The sequence below is a fragment of the Polynucleobacter difficilis genome (assembly GCF_003065365.1).
Classification (GTDB): domain Bacteria; phylum Pseudomonadota; class Gammaproteobacteria; order Burkholderiales; family Burkholderiaceae; genus Polynucleobacter; species Polynucleobacter difficilis.
Map to the genome: position 1 here is coordinate 38,681 of NZ_CP023276.1, position 16,708 is coordinate 55,388.

Consider the following 16,708-nt stretch of genomic DNA (forward strand, 5'->3'; position numbering starts at 1 on the left):
AGTGTTGTCCGCCAGTGGTTGGTAGAGGCCAGCCGCCAAATCTTTGCTCAGTCGCTGAATTCGGAGATGAAATGAACTATAGCTTCACCGAACGCAAGCGAGTCCGTAAAAGCTTTGCTAAGCGAGTAAACAATCACCAGGTTCCTTACCTGATCGCAACGCAGCTGGAGTCTTACGCTAAATTTTTACAGGCTGATAAAGCGCCGGCAACCCGCATTAATGAGGGTTTACAGGCCGCCTTTACATCAGCATTCCCAATTGTCTCGAACAATGGCTACGCACGTATGGAATACGTGTCGTTCCAATTGTCGCAACCGCCTTTTGACGTTAAAGAGTGCCAGCAGCGTGGCTATACCTACCACTCGGCATTGCGCGCTAAAGTTCGCTTGATTATTTATGATCGCGAAGCGCCTACCAAGGTAAAAGAAGTAAAAGAGAGCGAAGTCTACATGGGTGAAATTCCACTCATGACCGAAAACGGTTCTTTTGTGATCAATGGCACAGAGCGCGTAATTGTTTCGCAGCTGCATCGCTCACCTGGCGTGTTCTTTGAGCACGACAAGGGTAAGACACATAGCTCAGGTAAGTTGTTGTTCTCAGCACGCATCATTCCTTACCGTGGTTCATGGCTCGATTTCGAGTTTGATCCAAAAGACATTTTGTATTTCCGTGTTGACCGCCGTCGTAAGATGCCCGTCACCATTTTGCTCAAAGCCATTGGCTTAACCAATGAGCAAATTTTGGCTAACTTCTTTAACTTCGATCACTTTACGCTGAGCCAAAATGGCGCATCGATGGAATTTGTTCCAGAGCGTTTGCGTGGTCAGTTGGCTAACTTTGATGTGCTCGATAAGAATGGTGTTGTTGTTGTTCAAAAAGACAAGCGCATTAACGCAAAGCACATTCGCGAACTGGAAGCCGCAAAAACCAAAACCATCATCGTTCCAGATGACTATTTGGTTGGCCGCGTAGTTGCTAAAAATATTATTGATCCGGATTCGGGCGAGTTATTGGCCTATGCCAATGATGAAATCACCGAGGAGCTCTTGGCTTCTTTGCGCGATGCGGGCATTAAGCAACTCGAAACCATTTATACCAATGACCTGGATTCAGGCGCGTACATCTCGCAGACATTGCGCACAGACGAAACTGCTGATCAAACAGCGGCACGGATTGCGATTTATCGCATGATGCGTCCTGGTGAGCCACCAACCGAAGATGCGGTTGAGGCTTTGTTTCAGCGTTTGTTCTACAGCGAAGACAGCTACGATTTATCGCGCGTCGGCCGTATGAAGGTCAACAGCCGCCTTGGTCGTTCCGAAATGGAAGGACCAATGGTTCTGTCGAACGAAGATATTCTCGACACCATTAAGTCCCTCGTTGACTTGCGTAACGGCAAAGGCGAAGTGGATGACATCGATCACCTCGGTAATCGTCGCGTTCGCTGCGTTGGCGAATTGGCTGAAAACCAATTCCGCGCTGGTTTGTCACGTGTTGAGCGTGCGGTTAAAGAGCGTCTCGGCCAAGCCGAAACCGAAAACCTGATGCCGCATGATTTGATTAATAGTAAGCCAATTTCTTCGGCGATTCGTGAGTTCTTCGGCTCTTCACAGTTATCCCAGTTTATGGATCAAACCAACCCATTGTCTGAAATCACGCACAAGCGTCGTATTTCTGCATTGGGACCAGGTGGCTTGACACGTGAGCGCGCAGGCTTTGAAGTGCGCGACGTGCATCCAACCCACTACGGACGTGTTTGCCCAATCGAAACGCCGGAAGGACCAAACATTGGTCTGATCAATTCACTCGCGTTATTTGCGCGCTTGAATGAGCATGGTTTCTTAGAGACGCCTTATCGCAAGGTTGCTAATAGCAAGGTAAGCGACGAAGTGGTTTACCTCTCGGCGATTGAGGAGGCAAAGTATGTGATTGCGCAGGCCAATGCAACGATCGACAAAAACGGTAAGTTAGCCGATGAGTTGGTGTCGGCGCGTCAGGCAGGCGAGACCATGATGGTGAGCCCAGAGCGCATTGATTTCATTGACGTTGCTCCAAGCCAAATCGTTTCTGCAGCTGCTTCGCTTGTTCCGTTCTTGGAGCACGATGATGCAAACCGCGCCTTGATGGGTGCGAACATGCAGCGTCAAGCGGTTCCATGCTTGCGTCCAGATAAGCCTTTGGTTGGTACAGGCCTTGAGCGTATTGTGGCGGTGGATTCCGGCACGGTTGTATTGGCAACCCGCGGCGGTATCGTGGACTACGTGGATGCGAATCGTATTGTGATTCGTGTCAACGACGACGAAACAGCGGCTGGCGAAGTGGGCGTAGATATTTACAATCTCATTAAGTACACCCGCTCAAACCAAAATACCAATATCAATCAGCGTCCAATCGTTCAGGTTGGCGACCGTGTTGAACGTGGCGACGTCGTTGCTGACGGCGCATCGACCGATTTAGGTGAATTGGCTTTAGGTCAAAACATGACTGTGGCATTTATGCCATGGAACGGTTACAACTTCGAAGACTCCATCTTGATCTCTGAGAAGGTCGTTGCGGACGATCGCTACACTTCGATTCACATTGAAGAGTTGTCGGTTGTTGCCCGTGACACCAAGCTAGGCTCGGAAGAGATTACACGCGATATTTCCAATTTGGCAGAGTCACAACTTTCCCGCCTGGATGAAAGCGGTATTGTTTATATCGGTGCTGAAGTCGAAGCAGGTGATGTTCTGGTTGGTAAAGTAACGCCAAAAGGTGAAACTACCTTAACGCCAGAAGAGAAGTTGCTGCGCGCCATTTTCGGTGAGAAGGCCTCGGATGTAAAAGACACATCCCTGCGCGTTCCTTCCGGCATGATTGGTACCGTTATCGACGTTCAAGTCTTCACCCGTGAAGGCATTGAGCGCGATGTTCGTGCTCAGTCGATTATTCAGGAAGAATTGCAGCGCTATCGCCTGGACTTAAATGACCAGCTGCGTATTGTTGAGGGCGATGCCTTCATGCGTTTAGAAAAGTTGCTCATTGGCAAAGTAGCCAATGGCGGCCCTAAGAAACTAGCTAAAGGCACCAAGATTGACAAGGCTTACCTTGGCGACTTGGATAAATACCATTGGTTTGATATTCGTCCAGCAGACGACGATGTTGCTACTCAAGTAGAAGCGATTAAGTCGTCGATCGAAGCCAAGCGCAAACAGTTTGATGAGGCTTTTGAAGAAAAGCGCACCAAGCTCACGCAAGGCGATGATTTGCAGCCTGGCGTAACCAAGATGGTTAAGGTGTACTTGGCTGTTAAGCGTCGTCTGCAGCCTGGCGACAAGATGGCCGGCCGTCACGGTAATAAAGGCGTGGTCTCTAAGATTGCGCCAGCAGAAGATATGCCGTTTATGGCCGATGGCCGTGCAGTTGACATTGTCCTCAATCCACTTGGCGTACCGTCCCGCATGAACGTGGGCCAGATTCTGGAAACCCATTTAGGTTGGGCAGCCCAGGGTATTGGTAAACGCATTGATGCGATGGTCAAGGAGCACGTAAAGCAAGCCGAGCTACGCAAGTTCCTCAAGCAGCTTTACAACGAGACTGGCCGAATCGAAGACATCGATAACTTTACCGACGAGCAAATTACAGTACTGGCTGAGAATTTACGCCAAGGCTTACCATTTGCTACGCCAGTATTTGATGGCGCAACCGAATCAGAAATCGGCCGCATGTTGGAGTTGGCCTATCCTGCTGATGTTGCAGAGTCCCTCAAAATGACTCCATCGCGTCAACAGATGATTCTGTGCGACGGCCGTACTGGCGATCAGTTTGAGCGCCCAGTTACGGTTGGTGTCATGCACGTCTTGAAGCTCCACCACTTAGTGGATGACAAGATGCATGCCCGTTCAACCGGACCATACTCCTTGGTAACGCAGCAGCCTCTCGGCGGTAAAGCGCAGTTCGGTGGTCAGCGCTTTGGTGAGATGGAAGTCTGGGCCCTCGAAGCATACGGCGCTTCCTATGTCTTGCAGGAAATGCTGACAGTGAAGTCCGATGACGTCGCAGGCCGTACTAAGGTTTACGAAAACATCGTCAAGGGCGAGCACACGATTGATGCTGGCATGCCCGAATCCTTCAACGTACTGGTAAAAGAAATCCGTTCGTTGGGTATTGACATTGACATGGAGCGCAACTGATATGAAAGCATTGCTCGATTTATTTAAGCAAACGCAGGGTGATGAGCAGTTTGATGTCATCAAGATTGGCCTCGCATCTCCTGAGAAAATTCGCTCATGGTCTTTTGGTGAAGTACGCAAACCAGAAACCATCAACTACCGGACTTTTAAGCCCGAGCGTGATGGTTTATTCTGCGCCAAGATTTTTGGACCCACCAAAGACTACGAGTGCTTATGCGGCAAGTACAAGCGCTTAAAGTTCCGTGGCGTTATCTGCGAGAAGTGCGGTGTTGAAGTTACCCTCGCTAAGGTACGTCGTGAGCGCATGGGCCACATTGAGTTGGCGGCCCCAGTTGCACACATTTGGTTCTTGAAGTCCTTGCCATCCCGTTTGGGCATGGTTCTCGATATGACCTTACGGGACATCGAGCGCGTTCTCTACTTTGAAGCTTATGTCGTAGTCGATCCTGGCATGACGCCTGAAGGCGCGATGAAGCGCGGTCAGATCATGTCTGAAGACGAGTATTACGCTAAGACAGAAGAGTATGGTGACGGTGCATTCACGGCCATCATGGGCGCAGAAGGCATTCGTGATCTCTTGCGCGGCATTGATATTGACCGCGAAGTAGAAACCATTCGTGCGGATTTAAAAGCCACTGGTAGCGATGCCAAGATCAAGAAATACGCCAAGCGCTTAAAAGTGCTCGAGGCGTTCCAGACTTCAGGCATTAAGCCTGACTGGATGATCATGGAAGTGTTGCCAGTATTGCCACCTGAGTTGCGCCCATTGGTGCCACTCGATGGCGGTCGCTTTGCTACCTCTGATTTGAACGACCTCTATCGTCGCGTAATTAACCGTAACAACCGTTTAAAGCGTTTGTTGGAGCTGCGCGCACCAGAGATCATCGTTCGTAACGAAAAACGCATGCTGCAAGAAGCGGTGGATTCATTGCTCGACAACGGTCGTCGCGGTAAGGCCATGACAGGCGCTAACAAGCGTCCTCTCAAGTCCTTGGCTGAGATGATCAAAGGTAAGAGCGGTCGTTTCCGTCAGAACTTGCTCGGCAAGCGCGTTGACTACTCTGGCCGTTCGGTCATCGTGGTTGGCCCAACATTGAAATTGCACCAGTGCGGCTTGCCAAAATTGATGGCCTTGGAGTTATTCAAGCCCTTCATTTTTAATAAGCTCGAGACTTTAGGAATCGCAACCACCATTAAGGCGGCGAAGAAAGAAGTTGAAAGTCAGACGCCAATCGTTTGGGATATTCTCGAAGAAGTCATTCGCGAGCACCCAATCATGCTCAACCGTGCGCCTACATTGCACCGTTTGGGTATTCAGGCGTTTGAGCCAATGCTGATTGAGGGCAAGGCGATTCAATTGCACCCACTCGTCTGCGCGGCATTTAACGCCGACTTTGACGGTGACCAAATGGCGGTTCACGTTCCGTTGTCGCTCGAAGCGCAAATGGAAGCACGCACATTAATGTTGGCATCGAATAACGTGTTGTTCCCAGCCAACGGCGAGCCTTCCATCGTTCCTTCACAGGACGTGGTTTTGGGTCTTTATTACGCCACGCGCGACAAGATTAACGGCAAGGGTGAGGGCATGGTATTTGCCAACATCACTGAAGTGATTCGTGCGCATGAGGCCGGTGTTGTTGAAATCGCATCCCGCGTTGCTGTTCGTATTACTGAGTTTGAGATTGTGGATAAAAAGGCAGAGGGCGATGCCCGTTTTGCTGAGAAGACCAAGATTTATCAAACCTCGGTAGGTCGCGCGATGTTGTCGGAGATTTTGCCTAAGGGCATGTCTTTCGAGGAAATCAACAAGCCGCTGAAGAAAAAAGAAATCTCACGCCTGATTAATACGTCGTTCCGCAAGTGTGGACTGCGCGATACAGTGATCTTTGCTGATCGCCTCTTGCAGTCTGGCTTCCGCTTGGCGACTAAGGCTGGTATCTCGATTGCAATTGACGATATGCTGATTCCATCGTCCAAAGAGCGCATCATTACCGAAGCATCCACCAAGGTAAAAGAGTACGACAAGCAATTCATGTCAGGTCTCGTAACCAATCAAGAGCGTTATAACAACGTGGTTGATATTTGGGGTGCTGCGGGCGATCAAGTGGGCAAGGCCATGATGGACGAGTTGTCGTTTGTCGATGTACTCGACCGTAACGGTAAAACAGCACGTCAAGAATCCTTTAACTCCATCTACATGATGGCCGATTCTGGCGCGCGCGGTTCGGCAGCTCAGATTCGTCAGTTGGCTGGTATGCGTGGTTTGATGGCAAAGCCTGATGGCTCGATCATTGAAACCCCTATTACAGCGAACTTCCGCGAAGGCTTGAATGTATTGCAGTACTTCATTTCAACCCACGGCGCTCGTAAAGGCTTGGCTGATACTGCACTGAAAACAGCGAACTCAGGTTATTTGACACGCCGTTTGTGCGATGTGACTCAAGACTTGGTTGTGATCGAGGAAGATTGCGGCGCAACCAATGGCGTAACCATGAAGGCCTTGGTTGAGGGCGGCGAAATCATCGAAGCATTGCGTGACCGTATTTTGGGTCGCGTTTGCATCGGCGATATCGTTCATCCCGATACGCAAGAAGTCATCGTTAAAAATGACACCTTGCTCGATGAAGATCATGTTGACGAAATCGTCGGACTTGGTATTGATGAAGTAAAAGTGCGTACCGTATTGTCCTGCGAAACACGCTATGGTCTTTGCGCTAAGTGCTATGGCCGTGACTTAGGTCGTGGCGGCTTGGTGAACGTGGGCGAGGCAGTTGGTGTGATTGCTGCTCAGTCGATTGGTGAGCCAGGTACACAGCTCACAATGCGTACCTTCCACATCGGTGGTGCAGCGTCGCGTGCATTGGTAGCAAGCAACGTTGAGGCGAAATCCAATGGCGCCTTGAAATTCTCGGCAACCTTGCGCGTGGTTAAAAACGCCAAAGGTGAGCAGATTGTGATTTCACGTTCGGGCGAAGCCTTGATCGTGGATGACAACGGCCGTGAGCGTGAGCGTCACAAAGTTCCATATGGTGCAACTCTGTTGCTTAAAGAGGGTGCTGCTGTTAAGGCTGGCGCAAGCTTAGCAACCTGGGATCCATTAACCCGTCCAATCGTTTCTGAATATGCGGGGGTCGCTCGTTTTGATAACGTCGAAGAAGGCGTTACCGTAGCCAAGCAGGTTGACGAAGTAACTGGCCTCTCCACCTTGGTGGTGATTGATGGCAAGCGCCGCTCTGCAGCAAGCAAAGGCGTTCGCCCAGTCATCAACTTGGTCGATGACAAGGGTAATGAAGTGCTGATTTCTGGCACAGACCACCCCGTCACCATTGGCCTGCAAGTCGGCGCTTTGATCACCGTGAAGGATGGTCAAAAAGTCGAGGTGGGTGAAGTGTTGGCGCGTATTCCAATCGAATCACAGAAGACACGCGACATTACCGGCGGTCTGCCACGCGTTGCTGAGTTGTTCGAGGCGCGCTCACCAAAAGATGCTGCCGTATTAGCTAAAGTCACTGGAACCGTTTCCTTCGGTAAAGAAACCAAAGGCAAGCAGCGCTTGGTGATTACCGATATGGATGGCGAAGCGAATGAATTCTTGATTCCGAAAGAGAAGCAAGTGCTCGTTCATGACGGCCAGGTGGTGAATAAAGGCGAAATGATTGTGGAAGGCCCAGCCGATCCACATGACATCATTCAGCTCAAAGGCATCGAAGAGCTCGCAATCTACATTGTGGATGAAGTGCAGGACGTATATCGCCTACAAGGTGTGAAGATTAACGATAAGCACATCGAGGTGATTGTTCGCCAGATGCTGCGTCGTGTTCAGATTACCGATCCAGGCGATACCGATTTCATCACCGGTGAACAGGTCGAGCGCTCGAAGTTGTATGACGCAAATGATCGCGTTGTCGCAGAAGGCAAGCATCCTGCTCAATTTGAGAACATCTTATTGGGTATTACCAAAGCTTCTTTGTCGACCGACAGCTTCATTTCTGCCGCGTCCTTCCAAGAGACAACCCGTGTATTGACCGAAGCCGCCATTATGGGCAAGACCGATACACTGCGTGGCCTCAAGGAAAACGTCATTATTGGTCGTTTGATCCCTGCAGGTACCGGCTTGGCGTATCGCCGTGCACGCAAGGTCAGAGAGCAATTTGAGCGTGATCGTGCGCAAATGATTGCCGCCGAAGAGGAAGCAATGGCCAATATGCCTGAAGTTGAGGCTGAGGCGGCTGCTCCTGCTGGGGAGTCAGATCAGGCGTAATTCTCTGTATTCGATGCGAATTGGCCAGTTTCTCCCGCATTCAGTTGACGGGAGGGGCTGGCCAAGCTAGAATGCTGAGTTCTACTTGTTCAGTAGGGGGTCTAGTTTACTTAGAAATATTCTAAGTCCTTGATTTTCCTAAAGAAAGCATTACAGCAGTACTTAAAGAATTATTAACCGAGCCATTTTATGCCGACAATTAATCAGTTATTACGCAAGCCAAGAACACGGCTGACCGTTAAAAGTAAGAGCCCTGCGTTGCAAAACAGCCCGCAACGCCGTGGTGTGTGCACACGTGTGTATACGACAACCCCTAAAAAGCCAAACTCTGCGCTGCGTAAAGTCGCCAAAGTTCGCTTAACCAATGGTTTCGAAGTAATTTCGTACATCGGCGGTGAAGGCCATAACTTGCAGGAGCACTCGGTTGTATTGATCCGTGGTGGTCGTGTAAAGGATTTACCAGGCGTTCGTTACCACATCGTTCGTGGATCGCTGGACTTGCAGGGCGTTAAAGACCGTAAGCAATCGCGTTCTAAGTACGGTGCAAAGCGCGCTAAGAAATCAGCGTAATTGCATTGAAGTAGTTTAGTAATTCAGCATTAAGTCATTTATTGCCGGACTTTAAAGGCAAGTAAGTGGTTACTCCGTTTAGGCATCTTGCCTAAATAGTAGGGTAACCGGAGCGGAGATCTTTTTTGGATCTCCCTAACTGAACTGAAGGAGTGGTTATGCCGCGTCGTCGCGAAGTCCCCAAACGGGAAATCTTGCCTGATCCAAAATTTGGCAATGTAGAAGTAGCAAAATTCATGAACGTCCTCATGTTGGACGGCAAAAAATCGGTTGCGGAGCGCATTGTGTATGGCGCCTTTGAGCACATCGAGAAAAAAGCAAATAAAGAGCCAATCGAAATCTTTTCAAGCGCCATGGGCAATGTGAAGCCAATGGTTGAGGTGAAAAGCCGCCGCGTTGGTGGTGCGAACTACCAAGTTCCAGTTGAAGTACGTCCATCCCGTCGTTCAGCTTTGGCCATGCGCTGGTTGCGCGAGGCGGCGAAGAAGCGTGGTGAAAAATCCATGGCACAACGCCTGGCAAATGAATTATTAGAAGCGGCTGAAGGCCGTGGCGGCGCAATGAAAAAGCGTGAAGAAGTGCACCGTATGGCAGAAGCCAACAAAGCATTCTCGCATTTCCGCTTCTAATCGCACAGTAAAGAAAAGGTACCAACCGTGGCACGTAAAACCCCCATCGACAAATACCGCAACATCGGTATTTCTGCGCACATTGACGCAGGCAAGACAACAACCACAGAACGCGTTTTGTTCTACACCGGCGTTAATCACAAAATTGGTGAAGTGCATGATGGCGCAGCAACTATGGACTGGATGGAGCAAGAGCAGGAGCGTGGCATCACGATTACTTCTGCTGCTACTACCACGTTCTGGAAGGGCATGGCTGGAAATTTTCCAGAGCACCGCATTAACATTATTGATACCCCGGGTCACGTTGACTTCACCATTGAAGTAGAGCGCTCGATGCGCGTGCTCGATGGTGCTTGCATGGTTTACTGTGCGGTAGGCGGCGTTCAGCCTCAGTCTGAAACCGTTTGGCGTCAGGCAAACAAATACCAAGTTCCACGTTTAGCATTTGTGAATAAGATGGACCGTACGGGCGCGAACTTCTTTAAGGTCTATGACCAAATGAAAGTGCGCCTCAAAGCCAATCCTCTGTTGATTCAAATTCCAATCGGAGCAGAAGAAAACTTCAAGGGCGTTATTGACCTGGTCAAGATGAAGGCTGTTATCTGGGATGAAGCCTCACAGGGCATCAAGTTTGAGTACCAAGATATCCCAGCGGAATTGCAAGCATCTGCTGAAGAGTGGCGCGAGAAGTTAGTTGAAGCCGCCGCTGAAAGTTCAGAAGAGCTGATGGAAAAATACCTTGGCGGCGAGCCGCTGAGCGAAGACGAAATTAAGAAGGCATTGCGTGTACGTACCATTGCGGGCGAAATCGTTCCAATGCTGTGCGGAACTGCGTTTAAAAACAAAGGCGTTCAGGCTATGTTGGACGCGGTTGTTGAGTACTTGCCATCCCCACTCGATGTGCCACCGGTTCCATGCGAGAAGGAAGACGGCACACCAACAACGCGTAAAGCGTCGGATGACGAGAAGTTTTCTGCCTTGGCATTTAAGATCATGACCGACCCGTTCGTAGGTCAATTAATTTTCTTCCGTGTTTATTCCGGCATGATGAAGTCAGGCGACACAATCTATAACCCAATCAAGGGCAAAAAAGAGCGTGTGGGTCGATTGCTTCAGATGCACGCGAATCAGCGTGAAGAGATCAAAGAAGTGTACGCAGGCGACATCGCTGCAGCAGTTGGTTTAAAAGACGCAACCACCGGTGAAACATTGTGCGATCCAGACAGCATTGTTATCTTGGAGCGTATGGTTTTCCCAGAGCCTGTGATTTCACAAGCGGTTGAGCCAAAGACAAAAGCTGACCAAGAAAAAATGGGCCTAGCGTTGAATCGCTTGGCACAAGAAGATCCATCCTTCCGCGTGAAGACCGATGAAGAATCTGGCCAGACCATTATTTCTGGAATGGGCGAGCTCCATCTGGAAATTCTAGTAGACCGCATGAAGCGCGAATTCAGCGTTGAAGCAACTGTTGGTAAGCCACAGGTTGCTTATCGCGAAACTATTCGCAAAACCTGCGATGAAGTCGAAGGTAAATTCGTTAAGCAATCGGGTGGTCGCGGTCAATATGGTCACGTTGTTTTGAAGCTCGAGCCACAAGAGCCAGGCAAAGGCTTTGAATTCGTCGATGCAATTAAGGGCGGTGTCGTTCCTCGTGAATACATCCCTGCAGTTGAAAAAGGCATTATCGAAACCCTCAACTCCGGCATTTTGGCTGGGTATCCTGTTGTGGATATCAAGGCAACTTTGTTCTTTGGTTCGTACCACGATGTTGACTCGAACGAAAATGCGTTCAAGATGGCAGGCTCAATGGCGTTCAAGGACGGTATGCGTAGAGCTGCTCCCGTATTGCTTGAGCCAATGATGGCAGTTGAAGTAGAAACGCCAGAAGATTTCATGGGTAACGTGATGGGTGATCTTTCGTCCCGTCGCGGCATTTTGCAGGGTATGGATGACATTCCAGGCGGCGGTAAGATTGTGCGCGCTGAAGTGCCATTGGCCGAGATGTTTGGTTACTCAACGGGCCTACGTTCGTTGACCCAAGGTCGCGCTACTTACACCATGGAATTTAAGCATTATTCCGAAGCACCTAAGAACGTAGCTGAAGCAGTGATGGCTGCTAAAGCGAAGTAATTTATCCACATTATTTTGAATATTGACTAGCTAAAGAAGGCAGACAAAAAAATGGCAAAAGAAAAGTTTGAGCGGACAAAACCGCACGTAAACGTTGGTACGATTGGTCACGTTGACCATGGTAAGACCACCCTCACTGCAGCAATTGCAACCGTGCTGTCAAAAGCATTTGGTGGCGAAGCAAAAGCATACGATCAGATCGATGCTGCTCCAGAAGAAAAAGCACGTGGTATTACGATTAATACCGCGCACGTTGAGTATGAAACAGCGAACCGCCACTATGCGCACGTCGATTGCCCAGGCCACGCTGACTATGTGAAGAACATGATTACCGGCGCAGCCCAGATGGACGGCGCTATTTTGGTTTGCTCTGCAGCCGACGGCCCAATGCCACAAACCCGTGAGCACATCCTCTTGGCTCGCCAAGTTGGCGTGCCTTACATCATCGTCTTTCTAAACAAGTGCGACATGGTGGACGACGAAGAACTCCTCGAGCTCGTCGAGATGGAAGTGCGTGAGCTTCTCTCCAAGTACAAGTTCCCTGGCGATGACACACCAATCGTGCGTGGTTCTGCTAAGTTAGCCTTGGATGGCGACGAAGGTCCTTTGGGCAAAGAAGCCATCATGAAATTGGCTGAAGCCTTAGATACCTTTATCCCCACACCAGAGCGCGCAGTTGACGGCGCTTTCTTGATGCCAGTAGAAGATGTGTTCTCGATCTCTGGCCGCGGTACGGTAGTAACTGGCCGTATTGAGCGCGGTATCGTTAAGGTCGGTGAAGAGATTGAAATCATCGGTATCAAGCCAACACTCAAGACAACCTGTACTGGTGTTGAGATGTTCCGTAAATTGCTCGACCAAGGTCAAGCGGGCGATAACGTTGGTATCTTATTGCGCGGTACTAAGCGTGAAGAAGTCGAGCGCGGTCAAGTATTGGCTAAGCCAGGCTCAATCACCCCACACACCCACTTTACTGCTGAGGTTTACATCTTAGGTAAAGACGAAGGTGGTCGTCATACTCCCTTCTTTAACAACTACCGTCCTCAGTTTTACTTCCGTACTACGGACGTAACGGGTTCGATCGAGTTGCCAAAAGACAAAGAGATGGTCATGCCGGGCGATAACGTCAGCATTACCGTCAAACTCATCGCCCCAATCGCGATGGAAGAAGGTTTGCGTTTTGCGATCCGTGAAGGTGGCCGTACTGTTGGCGCCGGCGTGGTAGCAAAGATTTTGGCTTAATAGGTTTAAGTATTAAGTAGTAATAATTATTTAGCGTTTTGCTAACCGGTGGCGTCTGTGCTGCAGATGCCACCGAGCTCTTTAGAAATATAACGCGGCAGCACCGCACCGCTCTTTGGAATTACTATGCAAAACCAGAAAATTCGTATTCGTCTTAAAGCGTTTGATTACCGTCTCATCGACCAGTCTGCTGCTGAAATCGTTGATACAGCAAAGCGCACCGGCGCAGTGGTAAAAGGTCCAGTACCTTTGCCAACGCGTATCGAGCGTTTTGACATCCTGCGTTCACCCCACGTGAATAAAACCTCACGCGATCAGTTAGAGATTCGTACCCATCTGCGTTTGATGGATATCGTTGACCCAACCGAAAAGACAGTGGATGCATTGATGAAATTAGACCTCCCAGCTGGTGTGGACGTCGAAATCAAGTTGCAGTAATGGCATTTATCCGATTTAGGCCTTGCCTAAATCGGTTTAGCACGATAGAATTGAAGGCTTTTCTCGGTTCAGAGATGTAATTTCTGACTGGTTTTTGTTGTAAGTTATTGATTTATCGACATATTTGTCCATAAATCACTTAAATTAAATTATTGCTGACCAATCGAAGTCGGCGTGGAGCATGAATATGAGCTTAGGCTTAATCGGCCGCAAGGTCGGTATGACCCGTCTTTTTACGGATGAAGGGGATTCCATCCCAGTCACCGTTATTGACGTGAGTGATAACAGGGTTGCTCAAATTAAGACCCAGGAAACGGATGGCTACGATGCTATTCAGTTGGCCCACGGCACCCGTAGAGCAACGCGCGTAACCAAACCCATGGCAGGTCATTTTGCAAAAGCTGGCGTAATGGCTGGCAATGCACTGAATGAATTTCATTTGGATGCAGCCAAAATTGCAGAAATGAAGCCTGGTCAAGTTATTCCAGCGGATGCAGCATTTGCAGCCGGCCAAAAGGTCGACGTGCAAGGCGTTTCGATTGGTAAGGGTTATGCCGGTACCATCAAGCGTTACCACTTTGCTTCTGGTCGTGCCAGTCACGGTAACTCCCGTTCGCATAACGTGCCAGGCTCGATTGGTATGGCACAAGATCCAGGACGTGTATTCCCAGGTAAGCGCATGACAGGCCACCTTGGCGACGTTACACGCACCGTACAAAATTTAGTCATCGCCCGCATTGATACAGAACGTAATCTGATCATGGTGAAAGGTGCCGTACCCGGCGCCCCAGGCGGTAAGGTCATCGTTACTCCAGCGGTTAAGACTCCGCTGAAGAAGAAATAAGGAGAGCGAATATGGAACTCAAGCTTCTCCAAGATAACGGCACTCTCGCTGCAGGCATTCAAGCCTCACCCGAAGTGTTCGAGCGCGAATACAACGAAGCATTGGTGCACCAAGTTGTAGTGGCTTATCAAGCCAATGCACGTAGCGGTAACCGCGCACAAAAAGACCGCGAGCAAGTTAAGCACACCACGAAAAAGCCATGGCGCCAAAAAGGCACTGGCCGTGCACGTGCTGGTATGAGCTCTTCCCCATTGTGGCGTGGAGGTGGTCGGATATTCCCGAACTCCCCAGAAGAAAATTTCAGCCACAAAGTAAATAAAAAAATGTATCGCGCTGGTATGAGATCAATTCTGTCTCAACTCGCCCGCGAAGGTCGCTTAAACGTCGTAGATCAATTTGAGCTCGACGCACCAAAGACCAAAGTACTTGCTGAAAAAGTGAAAGCAATGGGCTTGGATTCGGTGCTGATCATCGTTGATCAGGTTAGCGAAAACTTGTATTTAGCTGCACGCAATTTGCATAAAGTTGCAGTAGTAGAGCCACAACATGCTGATCCGCTTTCCTTGGTTCAGTATCAAAAAGTGTTGGTGAGCAAAGCAGCGATTGCCAAAATCGAGGAGTTGCTGAAATGAGCCAAACACGCAGAAATGATCACAACCTGATGAAGGTTTTGCTTGGACCGGTTATTTCGGAAAAAGCAACGATGGTCGCTGAGAAAAACGAACAAGTCGTTTTTCAGGTGGATCGCGCAGCAAACAAGAGCGATGTAAAGCAAGCCGTTGAATTGCTATTCAAAGTTCAAGTGGACTCGGTTCAAATCGTCAATCAAAAAGGCAAGCCAAAGCGCTATGGCCGTTTTGAAGGTCGTCGCGATCACGTCAAGAAGGCTTACGTTAATTTGAAGCCTGGTCAAGAAATCAACTTTGAAGCGGAGGCGAATTAATCATGCCTTTGATGAAAACAAAACCGACCTCACCAGGTCGTCGCTCAATGGTCAAGGTGGTAAACCCAGACCTGCATAAAGGTAAACCTTTCGCAGCGTTGTTGGAGCCACAGATTCAAAAAGCCGGTCGTAATAACAACGGCCACATTACCACCCGCCATAAAGGCGGCGGTCATAAGCACCACTATCGCGTTGTTGACTTTAAGCGCAACGATAAAGATGGCATTGCAGCCAAAGTAGAGCGCTTAGAATACGATCCAAACCGTAGCGCAAACATCGCCTTATTGTTGTTTGCTGACGGTGAGCGTCGTTACATCATTGCCGCTAAAGGCATGGTTGCAGGTCAGCCCGTCATGAATGGTTCGCAAGCACCAATCAAAGCAGGTAACAATTTGCCAATTCGTAATATTCCAATTGGTAGCACGATCCATTGCGTTGAAATGCTCCCAGGTAAAGGCGCACAAATCGCCCGCTCTGCAGGTGGTTCAGCTGTATTGCTGGCACGTGAGGGAGTATACGCTCAGGTTCGTTTGCGTTCCGGCGAAGTACGTCGCATTCTGATTGACTGCCGTGCCACGATTGGCGAAGTTGGCAATGAAGAGCATAGCTTGCGTCAAATTGGTAAAGCAGGTGCAAATCGCTGGCGTGGTATTCGCCCAACCGTTCGCGGTGTGGCAATGAACCCAGTCGATCACCCACATGGTGGTGGTGAAGGTAAGACCGGCGAAGGCCGTGTTCCTGTATCACCATGGGGTACTCCAACCAAAGGTTATCGTACACGTCGTAACAAGCGTACAACTTCGATGATCGTTCAACGTCGTCAAAAACGTTAAGCGATAAGGATAAATAGATATGACACGTTCAGCTAAAAAAGGCCCGTTTTGCGACGCCAGCTTGGTAAAAAAAGTCGAAGTTGCACAGGCCAACAAAGACAAAAAGCCGATTAAAACTTGGTCACGCCGTTCCACAATTCTGCCCGACTTCATTGGTCTGACAATTGCTGTGCACAACGGTCGTCAACACGTTCCGGTTTATGTATCAGAAAACATGGTGGGTCATAAGTTAGGCGAATTCGCTTTGACCCGTACTTTCAAAGGTCACGCTGCTGACAAGAAAGTAACGAAGAAGTAAGGGGATGATGATGGAAGTTAAAGCTATTCACAAGGGCGCCCGCATTTCTGCGCAAAAGACACGTTTGGTCGCTGATCAAATTCGTGGTTTGCCAATTGCACGCGCCATGAACATTTTGAATTTCAGCCCCAAGAAGGCCGCATTTATTGTGAAGAAGGTAGTTGAGTCTGCAATGGCCAACGCTGAACACAATAAAGGTGCCGACATTGATGAGCTCAAAGTTGCCGCAATTATTGTTGACAAGGGTACCTCCTTGAAGCGATTTACAGCGCGCGCCAAAGGCCGTGGCAATCAAATCGAAAAACAAACTTGTCACATTAGCGTGACCTTGAGTAACTAAGGAAAGAT

13 protein-coding genes are annotated in these 16,708 nt (G+C 49.4%); all 13 read left to right on the forward strand.

Going from position 1 to position 16,708, the window contains the following annotated elements; all coding sequences use genetic code 11:
- Positions 1 to 71: 71 nt before the first annotated feature.
- The 13 genes from rpoB (at position 72) to rplV (ending at position 16,700) form a co-directional block, all read left to right on the forward strand.
- Positions 72 to 4,172 (forward strand): DNA-directed RNA polymerase subunit beta, encoded by a 4,101-nt coding sequence (rpoB, locus tag AOC34_RS00230; RefSeq protein ID WP_108468235.1) that lies wholly within the window; start codon positions 72 to 74, stop codon positions 4,170 to 4,172.
- A gap of 1 nt (position 4,173) precedes the next feature.
- Positions 4,174 to 8,433 (forward strand): DNA-directed RNA polymerase subunit beta', encoded by a 4,260-nt coding sequence (gene rpoC, locus AOC34_RS00235; RefSeq protein ID WP_108468236.1) that lies wholly within the window; start codon positions 4,174 to 4,176, stop codon positions 8,431 to 8,433.
- A 189-nt stretch (positions 8,434 to 8,622) separates the two neighbouring features.
- Positions 8,623 to 9,003, forward strand: coding sequence for a 30S ribosomal protein S12 (rpsL, locus tag AOC34_RS00240; RefSeq protein WP_108468237.1), 381 nt, complete (start codon positions 8,623 to 8,625; stop codon positions 9,001 to 9,003).
- Positions 9,004 to 9,161: 158 nt separating this feature from the next.
- Positions 9,162 to 9,632 carry a 30S ribosomal protein S7 gene (gene rpsG / locus AOC34_RS00245; RefSeq protein ID WP_108468238.1) on the forward strand — a complete coding sequence of 157 codons (471 nt, stop codon included), beginning with the start codon at positions 9,162 to 9,164 and terminating at the stop codon, positions 9,630 to 9,632.
- 27 nt (positions 9,633 to 9,659) lie between these two features.
- A complete protein-coding gene (gene fusA, locus AOC34_RS00250; RefSeq protein ID WP_108468239.1) occupies positions 9,660 to 11,762 on the forward strand; it encodes an elongation factor G in 2,103 nt (700 codons plus the stop codon).
- Between the two features lie 51 nt (positions 11,763 to 11,813).
- The gene (gene tuf, locus AOC34_RS00255) at positions 11,814 to 13,004 is read left to right on the forward strand and encodes an elongation factor Tu (RefSeq protein WP_108468228.1); all 1,191 of its coding nucleotides are present in this window, start codon (positions 11,814 to 11,816) and stop codon (positions 13,002 to 13,004) included.
- Between the two features lie 126 nt (positions 13,005 to 13,130).
- Positions 13,131 to 13,442, forward strand: coding sequence for a 30S ribosomal protein S10 (gene rpsJ, locus AOC34_RS00260; RefSeq protein ID WP_011901899.1), 312 nt, complete (start codon positions 13,131 to 13,133; stop codon positions 13,440 to 13,442).
- A gap of 187 nt (positions 13,443 to 13,629) precedes the next feature.
- Entirely contained in the window at positions 13,630 to 14,286 is a 657-nt protein-coding gene (rplC, locus tag AOC34_RS00265) for a 50S ribosomal protein L3 (RefSeq protein ID WP_108469950.1), read from the forward strand.
- 11 nt (positions 14,287 to 14,297) lie between these two features.
- The gene (gene rplD / locus AOC34_RS00270; protein WP_108468240.1) at positions 14,298 to 14,918 is read left to right on the forward strand and encodes a 50S ribosomal protein L4; all 621 of its coding nucleotides are present in this window, start codon (positions 14,298 to 14,300) and stop codon (positions 14,916 to 14,918) included.
- Positions 14,915 to 15,229, forward strand: coding sequence for a 50S ribosomal protein L23 (gene rplW / locus AOC34_RS00275; RefSeq protein ID WP_108468241.1), 315 nt, complete (start codon positions 14,915 to 14,917; stop codon positions 15,227 to 15,229). Before rplD ends, rplW begins: the two co-directional genes overlap by 4 nt.
- Before the next feature lie 2 nt (positions 15,230 to 15,231).
- A complete protein-coding gene (rplB, locus tag AOC34_RS00280; RefSeq protein WP_108468242.1) occupies positions 15,232 to 16,062 on the forward strand; it encodes a 50S ribosomal protein L2 in 831 nt (276 codons plus the stop codon).
- 19 nt (positions 16,063 to 16,081) lie between these two features.
- On the forward strand, positions 16,082 to 16,360 hold the full coding sequence (gene rpsS, locus AOC34_RS00285) for a 30S ribosomal protein S19 (RefSeq protein ID WP_011901904.1): 279 nt from the start codon (positions 16,082 to 16,084) through the stop codon (positions 16,358 to 16,360).
- Between the two features lie 7 nt (positions 16,361 to 16,367).
- Positions 16,368 to 16,700 carry a 50S ribosomal protein L22 gene (gene rplV / locus AOC34_RS00290; RefSeq protein ID WP_199908302.1) on the forward strand — a complete coding sequence of 111 codons (333 nt, stop codon included), beginning with the start codon at positions 16,368 to 16,370 and terminating at the stop codon, positions 16,698 to 16,700.
- Positions 16,701 to 16,708: the final 8 nt, after the last annotated feature.